We start from the raw sequence: 14,981 nt of genomic DNA on the forward strand, positions 1-14,981 counted from the left end.
ACGAACAGGCCGATCTGCAGGCCGAACCCGGCCGCCAGCGGCAGGATGAAATACCAGAACTCGGCGAACTGGTTGACGGTGAACTCCCATCCCGACACTGCGGTGAGCGCGCCGAAGTACAGGCCGAGCAGCAGCGCGAAAGCCAGCATGCCGAACATGGCCGGGCGCGCGCTGCCGCGCGCCGGGCCGGATGCCGGCGGCAACTTCGTTTCACTGCCGCCGCCGCGCAGCCGCAGCGCATTCGTGATGACCGACACCGAGCTCAGGCTCATGGCAAGCGCGGCAATCATTGGCGACAGCAGGTGCCCGGTGAACGGATACAGCAGGCCGGCGGCCAGCGGGATGCCGAGCGAGTTGTAGACGAAAGCAAAGCCGAGGTTCTGGCGCATGTTGCGCACCGTGTCCTCCGACAGCATGCGCGCCCGCGCGATCGCCCGCAGGTCGCCTTTGACGAGCGTGACATGGGCGCTGTTGATGGCCACGTCGGTGCCGGTGCCCATCGCGATGCCGACGTTCGACTTGGCCAGCGCCGGCGCATCGTTGATGCCGTCGCCGGCCATCGCGACCACCTTGCCTTCCTTCTGCAAGCGCTCGACCAGCTGCAGCTTGTCCTGCGGCTTGACCTCGCCGTGGAATTCGGCGATGCCCAGCTTGTTGGCGACCGACCTGGCCGTGGTAACGCCGTCGCCGGTCGCCATCACCACCGTCAGGCCGGCTTCCCGCAGCGTCTTCAGCGCTTCCGGCGTGGTGGACTTGACCGGGTCGGATACCGCGATCAGTCCGCCCAGCTTGCCGTCCGCCGCCAGGTACATGACGCTCGCGCCTTCGTTGCGCAGTTCCTCGGCTGCGCCGGCGAGCGCGCGCCAGTCGACGTTTTCGGTGTCCATCAGCGCGGCGTTGCCGAGCGCAATGCGCCGGCCGGCCACCATGCCGCGCACGCCGATGCCGCTGGCCGACTCGAACACGTCCGGCTTGTCCAGCGCGATGTTGCGCCGGCGCGCTTCATCGACGATGGCATGCGCCAGCGGATGTTCGCTGCCCTGGTCGATGCTGGCGGCGATCTGCAGCACCTGTTGCTCGGTAAATCCGGGCGCGGCCGCCACGCGGTCGAACGCGGGCTTGCCTTCGGTGAGCGTGCCGGTCTTGTCGACGATGAGCGTGGTCACCTTGCGCATGCCTTCGATGGCCGCCGCGTCGCGGAACAGGATGCCCTGCGTCGCCGCCCGTCCGGTCGCGGCCATGATCGACATCGGCGTGGCCAGGCCGAGCGCGCACGGGCAGGCGATGATGAGCACCGCCACCGCGTTGACGAAGCCGTAGACCCAGCTCGGCTGCGGTCCGAACAAGCCCCAGCCGAGCAGGGTCAGGACGGCGATCGCCACCACGATGGTGACGAAGTAGCCGGCCACGACATCCGCCATGCGCTGCATCGGCGCGCGCGAGCGCTGCGCGTTTGCGACCATCTGCACGATCTGCGACAGCATGGTTTGCGAGCCGACCTTTTCGGCGCGCATGACCAGGCTGCCGTTGGTGTTGATGGTCGCGCCGATCAGCTTGTCGCCCGCGCGCTTGGTGACGGGCACTGGTTCGCCGGTCAGCATCGATTCATCCAGCGAGCTTTCGCCTTCCAGCACTTCGCCGTCGACCGGCACCTTTTCGCCGGGACGCACGCGCAGCGTGTCGCCGATGTGCACGTGCGTCAGCGGCACATCTTCCTCGCCGCCGTCGGCGCGGATGCGGCGCGCCGTCTTCGGCGCCAGGCCGAGCAGCGACTTGATCGCCGCGGAGGTCTGCGAGCGCGCCCGCAGCTCCAGCATCTGGCCCAGCAGCGTGAGCGAGATGATCACCGCAGCCGCCTCGAAATAGACGCCGATGCGGCCATGCATCATGAACGTGTCCGGGAACAGGCCGGGCGCGACGGTCGCGACCACGCTGTAGCCGTAGGCGGCGGCGACGCCGGTGCCGATCAGTGTCCACATGTTCGGGCTGCGGTTCTTGAGCGACTGGATGGCGCGCACGAAGAACGGCCAGCCGGCCCACAGCACGACCGGCGTGGCGAGCGCGAGTTCGATCCAGCTCTGGTAGGGCAGGCCGTCGGGGAAGATGCGGTGGCCCGCCATCGCCAGCACCGTGACGATGACGGTCAGCGGCAAGGTCCACCAGAAGCGCCGCTTGAAATCGACCAGTTCCGGATTTTCTTCCTCTTCCAGCGAAGGCATCACCGGCTCCAGCGCCATCCCGCAGATCGGGCAGTTGCCGGGCGCGTCGCGGCGGATTTCCGGATGCATCGGGCAGGTGTAGACAGTCCCTTCCGGCAGCGCCTCGGCCGGTGCCGGCGTGGCTGGTTTTATGTATTGCTGCGGATCGGCGCGGAATTTTTCCATGCACTTGGCGCTGCAGAAGTGATATTCGGCGCCGGCGTAATCGATGGTCTTGTCCGGGGTCGCGGCCACCTTCATGCCGCATACCGGGTCGGTGAACGGCTTGTCTTCTGCGTGATCGTGCGCCATGCCCGCATGGTCTCCATGCTGGTGGCCATGATGGTGGTGTGTTTTATCGTCCATGATGCGTTCCTGTTCTTGTCTTACTGGCGACCTGCGGCCGCGCCTCTGCGCCGGAAATCGGGGATGAAGGCCGGCGTGTGGCGCCGATATGTTTCATATTCCGGCCCGAACTCGGCAAGCATGTTCCGTTCTTCCGATTGCGCCAGGCGCGCATACACCACGACCAGGATGGGGAACATCAGCAGCGTGATGAGCGTGGGCCACTGCAGCAGGAATCCGAACATGATCAAGACGAAGGCGACGTACTGCGGATGCCGCATGTGCGCATATAGTCCATCGGCGGCCAGCCGGTGGCGGGTTTGCGCCTCGTACAGCACCCGCCACGCCGACGCGAGCATGAAGAATCCGCCGAAGATGAAGATGTTGCTGAGCATGTGGAAAGGCCCGAAATGCGGATTGGCCTTCCACCCGAACATCATTTCCAGCAAGTGGCCGGCATCGTGCGACAGGAAGTCGATGCCCGGGAAATGCCGCGACAGCCAGGGCAACAGAAGATAGATGGTGAGCGGGAAACCGTACATCTCGGAGAACAGCGCGACGATGAATGCCGAGAACGCGCCGAAGGAGCGCCAGTCGCGCGACGTCTTCGGCTTGGTGAAGCTGAACGCGAAGATGATGAACACCAGCGAGTTCAAAATTACTAGCGACCACAGGCCATATGCGGACGTATCGTGGCTCATGGCTGTTCTCCGATACGTTCGCTTTTACGCGGTGTGTTGCCCGCATGAGGATCAGCGCCGCCCCGGTGACGACCGTGCCCGTGTCCGTGATGGAACAGGTGCATCAGCGGGCAGGCAAGCAGCAGCAGGTACGGCAAGATGCCAAACAGGTGGGCGCGGTGTTCCGTCCACAGGAAGAAGGCCGCAACCAAAAGAAAGCCGATCAGCGCCCATTTCCAGCGCCTGGCATATCTCGGCGCCTCATTGTGCATTCTGGTTCTGTCCATGACCCGCTCCTTTGCCGCATCGCTTTATCGGGACATCAAGGGGACGGGAACCGGCTTTTCAGCTACCCGCAGGACTTTCGGTTCCGCCACGGTAATACGCTGCTCATTTCCCTTTCCTGCCCATCCTAGGAAGCATGGTCATCAAACTGAATGATCCATGTCAAAAATTCACGGATAGGGCGCCTGCGGCCGGCTATTTTTCGGCGTTACCCACAGCCGCAATTTGTGCCGGATAACCCGCTTGGGTGATCGCTGCTGCCAGAACGGGCGCATCGGCAGCGCTTGTTACGCGAACTTGCTTGCTCTGCAAGTCGACGTCCACTTGCGCGGCACTGTCGACCTGGCGGATTGCCTTCGTCACGCGGCCGGCACAGCCGCCGCAAGACATCTTTTCCACTCGAAACATGTACATGGTGTGACCTCCTTTGTTGACCGTATTGTCAAGATAGACCTTCCAGCGGTGGGAAGGTCAAGGGAGAATCGGATAGATCCGGTCGTTTCCGGCTTGAGGTGGCGGGGCGGCGCGGGATGCGCATGGACGCCGGAAGCCCGGCTGCAGGAGGCTCGCGCACGGGCCGCGTGCTAGAATGCGCGCCTTTCTTTCAAGGTCGCTTCGATGTTGCTATTTCTGTTATGGACGGTGCTTGCGCTTGGCGCGCTGGCCGGTGCCGGCTTTTCCCACTACCGTTACCGGGTGATTCATAACCAGTACTACGAGCGCCTCTTTGCCCGCAATCGGGATGCATCGGACAGTGCCGAAACTTGCCGCCATCCCCGATCTTCCAGCCGCGTTTCCCTCGTCACGCTGGTCCTGGTCGGCCTTCTGGTGCCGGTGTCGCTCGTCATCTAAACGGCGACAAATCTGCTCTAGTGCAGCACCTTGCCGTTGCTGCCGATGACGGTCAGGTCGACGAATCTGGAACCGTTATGGCTGGCGGCCGAATAGCCGAGCTTGTAGCCGCCCACGTCGTAACCCTGCATGCCTTCCAGCGCGGCGACCAGCTTCTCGCGGGTGAGGTCGCGCCCGGCGCGGCGGATCGCCTCGACCATGGTCTTGGCGGTGATGAAGCCTTCGACGCCGTAATAGGACAGCACCGGCGTCTTGCCCTGCTGCGCCAGCATGTGCTTGTATTCCTTCACCAGCGGCACCGTGTCGTTCCATGGATAGGGCACCACCTGCGAAATGCCGATGCCGCGCGCGTCGTTGCCCAGTTCCGCCACCAGCAGGTCGGCGCCCACCGGCGACAGCGTCGCGTACTGCGGATGCAAGCCCGCGTTCTTCATCTGGCGCACGAAGGCGGCGGTCGGCTTGTACAGGCTGACCATGATGACCGCCTGCGGTTGCACCTTCGAGATCGCCTGCACGGCCGCGCCGACATCGGTCGAATTGCGCTCCACCGTGCCCAGCGCTGTCGGCGCCAGCCCATGCTTCTTGAGGGTGGCGGTCACGCCATCCAGGCCGGACTTGCCGAAGCCGTCGTTCTGGTAGAACACCGCGATATTCTTCAGGCCGAGCGACACCAGCTGCTCCGTGATCGCCTCGGTTTCGTCGCCATAGCTGGCGCGCACGTGGAACATGTAGCGGTTGACCGGCGTGCGCAGGGCGTCCGCGCCGCTGATGGTGCCCACCAGCGGCACCCTGGCCGCGGAGAATACCTGCATCGCCGCCGTGGTCGGGGATGAGCCGTAGTAGCCCAGCAGCGCGAATGCCTTGTGGTTGTCGATCAGCGCCTTGGTGTTGGCGACCGCGCGCTCGGTTTCGTAGCCGTCGTCCAGCGCCACCAGCTCGATCTTGCGGTTGTGTATGCCGCCTTCGGCGTTGACCTGCCGGATATAGCCGGCGATCGCATCCTTCATCTCGACGCCGTAGGCGCCGTTGACGCCGCTGAGCGGGGCCGACATGCCGAGGACGATGGTGCTGTCGGTGACGCCGGTTTCGGCGCCGGCGGCAAAGGCGCGCAACGACAGCGCGCAGATCAGCGCGGCGCGCATCAGTCTGGAGACAAGCATCGGATTCCTCGCAACGGTAAGGACAGGATCTGGAGTGTGCGCCAGTATAGTGACGGCTTGCTTACTGGAAAATTACAGGCGGTTCCGGCCATGGTTTCCGCCCTTGTATGGAAGCGCTTGCTCATTTCTTCAACCGGTAGCCGGTCCTGAATATCCACCAGATCGCTGCCAGGCACAGCAGCATGAATACGAGCGTCATCCCAAGGCTGAGCCCGACGCCGACGTCGGACACGTCATAGAAGCTCCAGCGAAAGCCACTGACGAGATAGACCACCGGGTTAAACAGGGTCACCTTTTGCCAGAATGCGGGCAGCATGCTGATCGAGTAAAAACTGCCGCCGAGGAAGGTCAGCGGGGTGACGATCATGACCGGCACGATCTGCAGCTTTTCCCAGCCATCGGCCCAGACGCCGATGATGAAGCCGAACAGGCTGAACGTCACCGAGGTCAGCACCAGGAAGGCCACCATCCACAACGGGTGCACGATCGTGTAATCGACGAACACCCGGGCCGTGGCCAGGATGATCAGGCCCAGGAGCACGGACTTCGTCGCCGCCGCGCCGACATAGCCCACCACGATCTCGAACGGCGACACCGGCGCCGACAGCACTTCGTAGATCGTGCCGGCCCATTTCGGCATGTAGATGCCGAAGGAAGCGTTGGAAATGCTCTCGGTCAGGACCGACAGCATGATCAGCCCGGGCACTATATATGCGCCATAGCTGACGCCGTCGATCTGGGCCATGCGCGAACCGATGGCAGAACCGAACACGATGAAGTAGAGCGACGTCGAGATGACCGGCGACGCAATGCTCTGCAGCAGCGTTCGCCACCAGCGCGCCATTTCGAACCGGTAGATGGCCTTCATTCCGTGTACGTTCATGCCCGGCCTCCTTCGCCGCCTTTACCATGTACCAGATTGACGAAAATTTCCTCCAGCGAGCTTTCGCGCGTCTGCAAGTCCTTGAAGTGGATGCCGCGCTCGTCCAGGCGCCGCAGCAGGTCCGGCACGCCCGGATGCTCGCTTTGCGCGTCGAAGGTATAGACCAGCTGGCTGCCGTCGGCGGACAGCTCCAGCGGATAGCCGGCCAGGTCGGCCGGCACCGCAGCGAGCGGATGCTGCAGCAGCAGCGTGAGCTGCTTCTTGCCCAGCTTTTTCATCAGCACCGCCTTGTCCTCGACCAGCAGGATCTCTCCCTTGCTGATCACGCCGATGCGGTCCGCCATTTCCTCGGCTTCCTCGATGTAATGCGTGGTCAGGATGATGGTCACGCCGTTTTCGCGCAGGTGCCGCACCATGGCCCACATGTCGCGGCGCAGCTCGACGTCGACGCCGGCGGTCGGCTCATCGAGGAACAGGATGGCCGGCTCGTGGCTCAGCGCCTTGGCGATCATCACGCGGCGTTTCATGCCGCCCGACAAAGCCATGATTTTTGAATCGCGCTTGTCCCACAGCGACAAGTCCTTCAGCACCTTTTCCAGGTAGGTGTCGTCGGGCGCCTTGCCAAACAGGCCTCGGCTGAACTTCACCGTGTCCCACACGCTCTCGAAGGCGTCGGTGGACAGTTCCTGCGGCACCAGACCGATCTTCTTGCGCGCGGCGCGGTAGTCGCGGCCGATGTCGTGGCCGTCAGCCGTCACGCTGCCGGTGGAAGCCGTGACGATGCCGCAGATGATGCTGATCAGCGTGGTCTTGCCCGCGCCGTTCGGGCCGAGCAGCGCGAAGATTTCTCCGCGCCGGATGTCGAGATTGATGTCCCTGAGCGCCTGGAAACCGGACGCATAGGTCTTGGTCAGCGCCTTGATCGAAATGACTGGTTGCACGCGTGCTCCTTGCTGAATGGCGGGCAGGGCGGTGCCGACGGAAAATCGGACATGCCCGGCCTGCTCGCCTTGCGAAGGCATCATGTTAAAACATCGCGTTGATTCAAGTGCAACAGATGATCAGGCAAATTGACAGCGGCACGCGCGCGGGCTCAGTCGCCCAGCACGGTGACCACCACGCTGCGCCGCTGCGCGCCGGCGCGGTGCTCCCACAGGTAAATGCCTTGCCAGGTGCCGAGCAGCAGGCGGCCGGCGCCGACCGGGACCGTCAGGCCGGTGCCGGTCAGCACGCTGCGCGCATGCGCGGCCATGTCGTCCGGCCCTTCCAGGTCGTGGCGGTAGGCGGGATCGCCGTCGGGCGCCAGGCGTGCGAGGACGGTGTCGAGGTCGCGCCGCACGTCGGGGTCGGCGTTCTCGGTGATCGTCAGCGAACAGCTGGTGTGCTGAACAAAGACGTGCGCGAGGCCGGTGTCCACGCCGGAGGCGGCCACGGCTTGCGCGATGGCGGCGGTGATGTTGCTGGTGCCGCGCCCGGGCGTGGTGAATTCGAGGATGCTCTGGTGCGTCATCGGGCCTCCGTCATCGCTGCGTGCATCACGCCTTCGGCTTGCGCGCCATCGCCTCGCCCATGCGGATGGCGCGTCCCGGCGTCCAGTCCGGATTGAATTCGAGCACGCCGCGTGGGAACAGCATCACCACGGTGGAGCCGAGCAGGAAGCGGCCCATTTCCTCGCCTTTCTTGAGCACGATCTGCTGGTCGTCGTAGCGCCACTCGCGCACGGTGCGGGTGCGCGGCGGATTGACCACGCCGTACCACGCGGTGGCCATGCTGCCGACGATGGTGGCGCCCACCAGGGTCAGCACGAACGGGCCGGATGCCGACTCGAACACGCACACCACGCGCTCGTTGCGCGCGAACAGCCCCGGCACGCCGCGCGCGGTGGCCGGGTTGACCGAGAACAGCGCTCCCGGCACGTAAATCATGCGCGTGAGCCTGCCGTCGCAGGGCATGTGGATGCGGTGGTAGTCGCGCGGGCTCAGGTACAGCGTGGCGAAGCTGCCGTGATCGAACTGTGCGGCCAGTTTGCCGTCGCCGCCCACCAGCGCGGCGGTCGAATAGCGGTGGCCCTTGGCCTGGATGATCTGGTCGTGCTCGATCGCGCCGCACTGGCTGATCGCGCCGTCGACCGGGCAGACGAAGTCGGCCGCGGCCAGCGGACGCGCATCCGGGCGCAGGGCGCGCGTGAAGAAATCGTTGAAGCTGGTGTAGCTGGAAAGGTCGGGATTGAGCGCCTCCGCCATGTTCACGCCGTAGCGCTTGGCGAACCAGCGGATCAGTTGCGGCGTGAAGCGTTCATCCTCGGCGCGCGCGATCCGGCCGGCGAGCGTGGTCAGCGCCTGCTTCGGCAACAGATATTGGTGTAAAACGGAAATTCGCTTGGGCACGGCCAACCTCGTGGAAAAGAATTGGCGAGATTATAGCCTCATGCATTTGCGCATCGCCGCGCGCGCCGGCCCGGTCACGCGCTCTCGTCATCGAGGTTCCTGAGGATGCGGCAAGGATTGCCGGCCGCAAAAACGCCTTCCGGGACGTCCTTCGTCACCACGCTGCCGGCGCCGATCACGGAGCGCGCCCCGATGCGCACCCCGGGACACAGAATCGTCCCGCCGCCGATCCAGACATCGTCGCCGACTTCGATTTCCTTGCCCAGTTCGAGTCCGGTTTTGCGCAACTCCGCGCTGAGCGGATGGCTGGCGGCATAGATTTGTACGGCCGGGCCGAACAGGACGCGCGAGCCGATGCGCACCGCCGCGACATCGAGCACCACGCAATTGAAATTGAAGTAGACCTTGTCGCCCAGGACGATATTGCTTCCGTAATCGCAATGGAAGGGCGGCTCGATCCAGGTGCCGGCACCGGCGGCGGGAATGAGTTCCCCGAGGAGGCGCTGGCGTTCTTCGATCTGGTCGTCGCGCGTGTCGTTGAATGCCTTGAGGAGCAGGCGCGCGCGGCGGCGCTCGTCGGACAGTTGCCGGTCGAGCGGATCGTACGGTTCACCGGCCAGCATCTTCTCTTTTTCCGTTTTCACGCATCCTCCCGGTCATCTTTCATGAGACACAACTATCGGGTAGACCAGCCTGGATCGGCGCGGTTCGCCGCGCCTGCCGCTGCCGCGGCGGGCGAACACACTTGTTTTCTTGCTAGTAACGTTCACTTACAGCTGAAACAACTTTGCTGGCTCACACGGCGGCGCTTCCTCCTTAATATCTACATGGCACGACTCACTTGAACAACGCCAACGGGGAAAACCATGAAACATACCAAGACCGTAAGCCACACCGCGATCCTGAGCGCAATCGCTTCCGCCATGCTGATGACGGGAGCCGCATTCGCGCAGACGACAACCACCGACACGACCGCCACGACGGCACCGGCGACCACCACCACGACGTCGTCGACCGCTACCGCGCCGGCGACTACCACTACGAGCACCACGAGCATCACGGGCACCGTGACCGCCAATGCGCCGGCCACGAGCACGACCGCCACCGTTACTTCCACCACGAGCACAGCCGCCACGACCACGACCAGCACCGCGGTCGCGAAGAAAGGGGCGACCGTCTACAAGCCGGGCGCGACGCTGCCGGACGGCGTGACCGCGAAAAAGCACGGGCATGGCGCCACCGTCGTGCTGCCGGCGCAAGCGCTGGCAGGCAAGGCCCTGGCGGCGGAAAAGCGCGAAGCCGTCGACGCCTTCAAGGCCGAGCGGGCCGACAAGGTGGAAAAAGCCGAGAAGCTGGAAAAGATTGAAAAAGTCGAGAAGGTGGCCCGGATCGACAAGGTCGAGCGTCCCGAAAAGATCGAGCGCGTTCGCCGCAACTGATCAGGTCGCCTGGCGATCAGTCAAGTTGACCGGGCGGTTGCCCGGTTTTTTTATTGGATTTGCGATTGTTATACGAATGAAAAGATTGAGTTTTGCGGCCATCGCCCTGCTGTCGCCGCTTTTTTCGCAGGTGGCGCTGGCGGACGGCGGTTTTTCCTTCAAGACTGGCTATGACTACTCCAGCGGTACCTACGGCACCAGTAACCGCACCGAGATCACGTCGATCCCCTTTATCGCCGGCTACGAAACCGGCAACTGGGCGTTCAAGGCGACACTGCCTTACGTGCGCATCACCGGCTCGGACAACGTCATCGCCGGCGTCGGCGCGGTGCGCCGGAGCACGACGGCGGTGCGCACCGAGTCCGGGCTGGGTGACCTGATGGCTGCGGCGACCTATTCCCTGTTCGCCGATCCGAAGACGCAGTCCGGCGTCGACGTCACCGGCAAGATCAAGTTCGGCACCGCCGACAGCGACAAGGGGCTCGGCACCGGCCAGAACGACTACTGGCTCACGGTCGATCCCTACAAGAAATTCGGAAACATGACGTATTTCGGCGGCCTGGGCGTGGGCTTCCTCGGCAGTTCCAGCACGCTGAAGCTCAACAACGTCGTCAGCGCCAATGCCGGTCTGTCCTACAAGCTCGATGCGCAGGCGAGCGCCGGCGCGATCTTCGATTACCGCAGCAAGGCAAGCGACGCCGGCTTCGACCAGCGCGAACTGACCGCCTTCTATTCGCGCAAGCTGGGCGAGGCTTACAAGCTGCAGGCATACGCCACCAAGGGCTTTTCCGATGGCAGCCCGGACTGGGGCGCCGGCCTGAACGTCGGCTACCACTTCTGAGCCGGACAAATCCGGTGGAGATGGAGTAATTACCCTACAGTAAGAGCGTATACTTCTGCCCGAGCAACGCTACAACGTAGGAATCCATCTTGGAAGCAGACATCAAGCCTCGCGAACGCCTGGTGCGCGTCGCCGCGCGCATCGCGAGTTATTTCAAATCGGTCATCGACTCCACGCTGCCCTGGCCGGCCAGGATGAAGGCGCTGTTCAAGGCGGCGCTGGCCAGCGGCGCGATAGGCGCGGCGCTTCTGCTGGCGTACGCGATTGTCCTGATCCCGTTTACGCCCAGCATTGCCGACCTGCGCAAGGCCAAGGCCGAAACGCCCAGCGTGCTGATGTCGGCCGACGGCAAGGAGCTCGCGGTGTTCAAGCGCATGAACCGCGAGTGGGTCGAGCTGAAGGACATCTCGCCGCACGTCGTCGACGCGCTGATCGCCACCGAGGACCACCGCTTCTACGAGCACCACGGCGTCGACCTGAAGCGCACCGTGGGAGGCATCGTGCGCACGCTGCAGGGGCGCCCGGAAGGCGGCTCCACGCTGACCCAGCAGCTGGCGCGCAACCTCTATCCGGAAGACATCGGGCGCACGCGCTCCATCACCCGCAAGCTCAAGGAGCTGATCACCGCGCTGAAGATCGAATACGCGTATTCGAAAAAGGAGATCCTGCTCACCTACCTGAACACGATGCCCTTCCTGTACAACGCCTTCGGCATCGAAATGGGCGCGCGCACCTACTTCGACAAATCGGCCGCGGAATTGAACGTGCTGGAAAGCGCCACCCTGGTTGGCATGTTGAAGGGCACCAGCTACTACAACCCGGTGCTGCGCCCGGAGCGCGCGCTCGACCGCCGCAACGTCGTGCTGGCGCAGATGGCCAAGCGCGGCGTGCTGAGCCAGGCCGAGTTCGACCGGCTGAAGACGCGCCCGATCCGGCTCGACTTCGAGCGCCAGCCGGAGCCGGTCGGCGCCGCTCCCCACCTGGCGGTGGAAGTGCGCAAGTGGCTGATCGACTGGGCCGACCGCAACGATTACAACCTGTATTCCGACGGCCTGACGGTGGTTTCCACGGTCGATTCGCGCCTGCAGCAGTTCGCCGAGCAGGCGGTGGCGCGCCAGATGCAGACGCTGCAGGCGGTGGCCGATACCGAGTGGGGCGTGGGCGCCGAACGCCGGCTGGCCGGCAATCCGGCGGCCTTGCGCGGCATGCGCACGGTGCGCCAGTCCGGCTACCTCTGGAAGGCGCGCGGCGAGCTGCTTGACGCCTTCGTGCGCGAAACGCCCGCCTACCGCAAGGCGCTCGACGAGGGCGCCACGCCCGAGGCGGCGCTCAAGCAGCTCAAGGCGAACGGCGAATTGATGGTCCGCCTGATCGCCGACAAGACGCGGCTGGAAACCGGATTCGTCGCCATCGACCCGAGCAACGGCGAGGTGAAGGCCTGGGTCGGCAGCCGCGACTTCGAAGTGGACCAGTACGACCACGTGGCGCAGGCAAGGCGCCAGCCCGGCTCGACCTTCAAGCCATTCGTGTACGGCGCGGCGCTGGAGGACGGCATGACGCCGGAGACGCGCTTCACCGACAAGGAAGTCGACATCCCGATGGGCAACGGCAGCGTGTGGCGCCCGACCGACATGTCCGGCTCGAGCGGGCGCGAGATGACGTTGCGCGAAGGCCTGGCCTACTCGAAGAACACGATCACCGCGCAAGTGATGCAGCAAGTCGGCCCCAAAAAGGTGGCCGGCTTCGCGCGCAGGGTGGGCGTCGATCAAAGCCCGCTGGAGCCGGTTCCCGCGCTGGCGCTGGGCACCAGCCCGGTCACGCTGCTGGAAATGGCGACCGCCTACGGCACCATCGCCAGCGGCGGCCAGTTGCGCCGGCCGATCCTGGTCAGCCGCATCCTCGACAAGAACGGCAAGGAGCTCGGCAGCTTCACCAGCGACGGCAAGCGCGTGCTGTCCGAAAAAATCGCCTATGACCTGACCGACATGCTGCGCGGCGTGATCAACCAGGGCACTGGACGCCCGGTCAAGTGGCAAATCGGCGCGCGCGCCGATGTCGCCGGCAAGACCGGCACCACGCAAAACAATACCGACGCCTGGTTCATGCTGATGCATCCGCGCCTGGTGACCGGCGCCTGGGTCGGCTTCAACGATGCGCGCGTGACGCTGCGCAGCAACTACTGGGGGCAGGGCGCGCACGCGGCGTTGCCGCTAGTGGGCGACTTTTACCGGCACGCGTTCCGCGCCCGCCTGATCGATGCCGGCGCCCGCTTCCCGAAACCGCCGGAGTCCTTCCTGCAATCGATGCTGAACAAGGTGAGCGGGTGGTTCGGCTGGAACCCGGCGCCGCCCGCGCCGGTGCCCGCCAAGACCAGGCCTGCGGCGCCGCAAGGCGCGCCGGCTGCCGCGCCGCCGCCGGCCGAGGCCGGGGCCGGGGCCGATGTGCGCACCGATGAAATGGAGCGCATCATGAATCAGGCCGACGACTCGGTGCAAGACGGCGCCGCGCCCGACAACGTCAACCCGGCGGTCCCCGCCGATGGCGGCCGCCAGGATGCCGCTGCGGCGGGCGGCGGGATGGAAGGCGCCGGCGCTCCTGGGAAATGAGCCGGGCTGCCATGGCATGCGGGGAGGGAAACTGGAAGTTTCCCTCCAGATGAAACCTGTATTGCATGCGATACAATGGCAGCCCGCCGGGGACCGCGTCTTCTTAAAGGACGGGGACATCCGCGCCATTTCTGATTCGGCCCATCATGCAGCAGGAAAAACGAACGGTATTAGTGGCAATACGGCCAGAGGACAAGGCACTGGCGGCCGCCATTATCGACAACGCGTACCGCGCCGTGTATTGCCACACCTATGAACAGGCGCAAGCCTGCCTGGATGAAGGCATTTACGCCGTGGTGTGCGGCGTCCATTTCGACAACGGCAAGGTGTTCGACTACCTGCGCTGCGTGCGCACCCATCCGGCGGCGCGCAACATTCCGGTATTCATTCTATTGGGCAACAGCAGCCGCTACTCGCCGTCCATCGTGCACGGCATGCGCCGGGCCGCGGAAGTGCTTGGCGTGACCGCCTTCACCGACCTGATTCGCCTGACCGACAAGGTCGGCCGGGAACAGGCGATCGCCATTCTGCGTCAGGGATTGCGCGATCCCGGCAAGTTCAAGCCTCCGGGGCAGGAACCGTTGCCGGCGAATCGGATCGACGAGCATTCCCTGGCCTAGGCCTTTATTTTTTCGAGCTGGCCCGGGCCGGCTTCAGGAAACCGGTGCCAGCGATCATGGTTACCGTTTCCGCCGCCTCGATCGCGGCCTGCTCGGTCGCGTCGATGCCCAGTTCGGCGAGCTGGCCATCGATCAGGAGCGCCGCCAGGCCGTGCACCGCCGACCAGGCGGCCAGCGTGATTTTCTCGACGCCGAAGTCATGCAGCAGCTGCCTCTCCTGGCAGCTGCGCACGGTCGCCCGCATGCTCGCGAATGCCTGGTCGCACGCCGCCTTCAGCTCCGGGAAGTCGCTCTTGTCGCTTAAGTCCGGGTGGTACATCGCCAGGAAATAGGGCTGGTGCGAGGCCGCGAACCGCACGTACGCCACGCCTTTGCGGCGAAAGCATTCCACCGGATCGTTCGAAAATTCCGTATCGATGGCGTCGAATGCCTCGCCCAGTTGCCGGAATCCGGCTTGCGCGATCGCCGCCAGCAAGGCCCGCTTGCTCGGGAAATGCCGGAATGGCGCCGCGCTGCTCACGCCCAGCGCGCCGGCCAGTTCGCGCAGCGTGAAACTGACTTCGCGCGCCGCCGCGATATGGCGGATCGCCGCCTCCAGCAGGGCATTGCGCAGGTCGCCGTGATGGTAGCCCTTGGTTGGTTTTTTCATTTCCGCATTATCGCCGGTCTGTTTCTCGCATGCATC

The 14,981-nt window shown here is 64.6% G+C and carries 15 protein-coding genes and 1 pseudogene; 5 read left to right on the forward strand and 11 right to left on the reverse strand.

Annotation, left to right across the window (positions count from 1 at the left end; all coding sequences use genetic code 11):
* Positions 1 to 224: 224 nt before the first annotated feature.
* From FAY22_RS01710 to FAY22_RS01725, 4 genes and pseudogenes are all read right to left on the reverse strand, one after another.
* Positions 225 to 2,510 (reverse strand): annotated as a pseudogene (locus FAY22_RS01710) (heavy metal translocating P-type ATPase); the annotation flags it as partial.
* A gap of 74 nt (positions 2,511 to 2,584) precedes the next feature.
* Entirely contained in the window at positions 2,585 to 3,244 is a 660-nt protein-coding gene (locus tag FAY22_RS01715; protein ID WP_146328633.1) for an isoprenylcysteine carboxylmethyltransferase family protein, read from the reverse strand.
* The gene (locus FAY22_RS01720) at positions 3,241 to 3,495 is read right to left on the reverse strand and encodes a DUF2933 domain-containing protein (RefSeq protein ID WP_146333126.1); all 255 of its coding nucleotides are present in this window, start codon (positions 3,493 to 3,495) and stop codon (positions 3,241 to 3,243) included. The genes FAY22_RS01715 and FAY22_RS01720 overlap by 4 nt, the downstream gene beginning before the upstream one ends.
* 208 nt (positions 3,496 to 3,703) lie before the next feature.
* A complete protein-coding gene (locus FAY22_RS01725; RefSeq protein ID WP_146328634.1) occupies positions 3,704 to 3,922 on the reverse strand; it encodes a heavy-metal-associated domain-containing protein in 219 nt (72 codons plus the stop codon).
* A gap of 204 nt (positions 3,923 to 4,126) precedes the next feature.
* Here FAY22_RS01725 and FAY22_RS01730 point away from each other — a divergent pair, with 204 nt between their 5' ends.
* Positions 4,127 to 4,360 carry a hypothetical protein gene (locus FAY22_RS01730; RefSeq protein ID WP_146328635.1) on the forward strand — a complete coding sequence of 78 codons (234 nt, stop codon included), beginning with the start codon at positions 4,127 to 4,129 and terminating at the stop codon, positions 4,358 to 4,360.
* A 17-nt stretch (positions 4,361 to 4,377) separates the two neighbouring features.
* Here the strand turns inward: FAY22_RS01730 and FAY22_RS01735 are convergent, their stop codons facing one another.
* From FAY22_RS01735 to FAY22_RS01760, 6 genes are all read right to left on the reverse strand, one after another.
* The gene (locus FAY22_RS01735) at positions 4,378 to 5,520 is read right to left on the reverse strand and encodes an ABC transporter substrate-binding protein (RefSeq protein WP_246860619.1); all 1,143 of its coding nucleotides are present in this window, start codon (positions 5,518 to 5,520) and stop codon (positions 4,378 to 4,380) included.
* Positions 5,521 to 5,641: 121 nt separating this feature from the next.
* On the reverse strand, positions 5,642 to 6,403 hold the full coding sequence (locus tag FAY22_RS01740; RefSeq protein ID WP_146328636.1) for an ABC transporter permease: 762 nt from the start codon (positions 6,401 to 6,403) through the stop codon (positions 5,642 to 5,644).
* Complete coding sequence (locus tag FAY22_RS01745; RefSeq protein WP_146333130.1) at positions 6,400 to 7,344, reverse strand: ABC transporter ATP-binding protein; 945 nt, start codon at positions 7,342 to 7,344, stop codon at positions 6,400 to 6,402. Before FAY22_RS01745 ends, FAY22_RS01740 begins: the two co-directional genes overlap by 4 nt.
* Positions 7,345 to 7,496: 152 nt before the next feature.
* Positions 7,497 to 7,913, reverse strand: coding sequence for a secondary thiamine-phosphate synthase enzyme YjbQ (locus FAY22_RS01750; protein ID WP_146328637.1), 417 nt, complete (start codon positions 7,911 to 7,913; stop codon positions 7,497 to 7,499).
* Between the two features lie 25 nt (positions 7,914 to 7,938).
* Positions 7,939 to 8,790, reverse strand: coding sequence for an archaetidylserine decarboxylase (asd, locus tag FAY22_RS01755; protein ID WP_146328638.1), 852 nt, complete (start codon positions 8,788 to 8,790; stop codon positions 7,939 to 7,941).
* A 74-nt stretch (positions 8,791 to 8,864) separates the two neighbouring features.
* Positions 8,865 to 9,434: a sugar O-acetyltransferase gene (locus FAY22_RS01760; protein ID WP_146328639.1), complete on the reverse strand. Its 570-nt coding sequence runs from the start codon at positions 9,432 to 9,434 to the stop codon at positions 8,865 to 8,867.
* Between the two features lie 222 nt (positions 9,435 to 9,656).
* On the opposite strand from FAY22_RS01760, the gene FAY22_RS01765 reads away from it, so the two are divergent.
* The 4 genes from FAY22_RS01765 (at position 9,657) to FAY22_RS01780 (ending at position 14,296) form a co-directional block, all read left to right on the forward strand.
* Complete coding sequence (locus tag FAY22_RS01765; protein WP_146328640.1) at positions 9,657 to 10,229, forward strand: hypothetical protein; 573 nt, start codon at positions 9,657 to 9,659, stop codon at positions 10,227 to 10,229.
* 76 nt (positions 10,230 to 10,305) lie between these two features.
* Positions 10,306 to 11,070, forward strand: a complete 765-nt coding sequence (locus tag FAY22_RS01770; protein WP_146328641.1) for a transporter — start codon at positions 10,306 to 10,308, stop codon at positions 11,068 to 11,070.
* Between the two features lie 194 nt (positions 11,071 to 11,264).
* Complete coding sequence (locus FAY22_RS01775; RefSeq protein ID WP_146333132.1) at positions 11,265 to 13,676, forward strand: penicillin-binding protein 1A; 2,412 nt, start codon at positions 11,265 to 11,267, stop codon at positions 13,674 to 13,676.
* Positions 13,677 to 13,849: 173 nt separating this feature from the next.
* Positions 13,850 to 14,296: a hypothetical protein gene (locus tag FAY22_RS01780; protein ID WP_146328642.1), complete on the forward strand. Its 447-nt coding sequence runs from the start codon at positions 13,850 to 13,852 to the stop codon at positions 14,294 to 14,296.
* 4 nt (positions 14,297 to 14,300) lie between these two features.
* Here FAY22_RS01780 and FAY22_RS01785 read toward each other — a convergent pair whose 3' ends face one another.
* Complete coding sequence (locus tag FAY22_RS01785; protein ID WP_146328643.1) at positions 14,301 to 14,945, reverse strand: TetR/AcrR family transcriptional regulator; 645 nt, start codon at positions 14,943 to 14,945, stop codon at positions 14,301 to 14,303.
* Positions 14,946 to 14,981 lie beyond the last annotated feature (36 nt).

Origin of the sequence: Noviherbaspirillum sp. UKPF54 (genome assembly GCF_007874125.1) — a bacterium.
Lineage (GTDB): Bacteria > Pseudomonadota > Gammaproteobacteria > Burkholderiales > Burkholderiaceae_D > Noviherbaspirillum.

Bases quoted from the DNA above. Each gene is read 5' to 3' on its own strand.
- FAY22_RS01715 (WP_146328633.1), bottom strand. From the start codon at position 3,244: ATGAGCCACGATACGTCCGCATATGGCCTGTGGTCGCTAGTAATTTTG.
- FAY22_RS01720 (WP_146333126.1), bottom strand. From the start codon at position 3,495: ATGCACAATGAGGCGCCGAGATATGCCAGGCGCTGGAAATGGGCGCTG.
- FAY22_RS01725 (WP_146328634.1), bottom strand. From the start codon at position 3,922: ATGTACATGTTTCGAGTGGAAAAGATGTCTTGCGGCGGCTGTGCCGGC.
- FAY22_RS01730 (WP_146328635.1), top strand. From the start codon at position 4,127: ATGTTGCTATTTCTGTTATGGACGGTGCTTGCGCTTGGCGCGCTGGCC.
- FAY22_RS01735 (WP_246860619.1), bottom strand. From the start codon at position 5,520: ATGCTTGTCTCCAGACTGATGCGCGCCGCGCTGATCTGCGCGCTGTCG.
- FAY22_RS01740 (WP_146328636.1), bottom strand. From the start codon at position 6,403: ATGAACGTACACGGAATGAAGGCCATCTACCGGTTCGAAATGGCGCGC.
- FAY22_RS01750 (WP_146328637.1), bottom strand. From the start codon at position 7,913: ATGACGCACCAGAGCATCCTCGAATTCACCACGCCCGGGCGCGGCACC.
- FAY22_RS01765 (WP_146328640.1), top strand. From the start codon at position 9,657: ATGAAACATACCAAGACCGTAAGCCACACCGCGATCCTGAGCGCAATC.
- FAY22_RS01770 (WP_146328641.1), top strand. From the start codon at position 10,306: ATGAAAAGATTGAGTTTTGCGGCCATCGCCCTGCTGTCGCCGCTTTTT.
- FAY22_RS01775 (WP_146333132.1), top strand. From the start codon at position 11,265: ATGAAGGCGCTGTTCAAGGCGGCGCTGGCCAGCGGCGCGATAGGCGCG.
- FAY22_RS01785 (WP_146328643.1), bottom strand. From the start codon at position 14,945: ATGAAAAAACCAACCAAGGGCTACCATCACGGCGACCTGCGCAATGCC.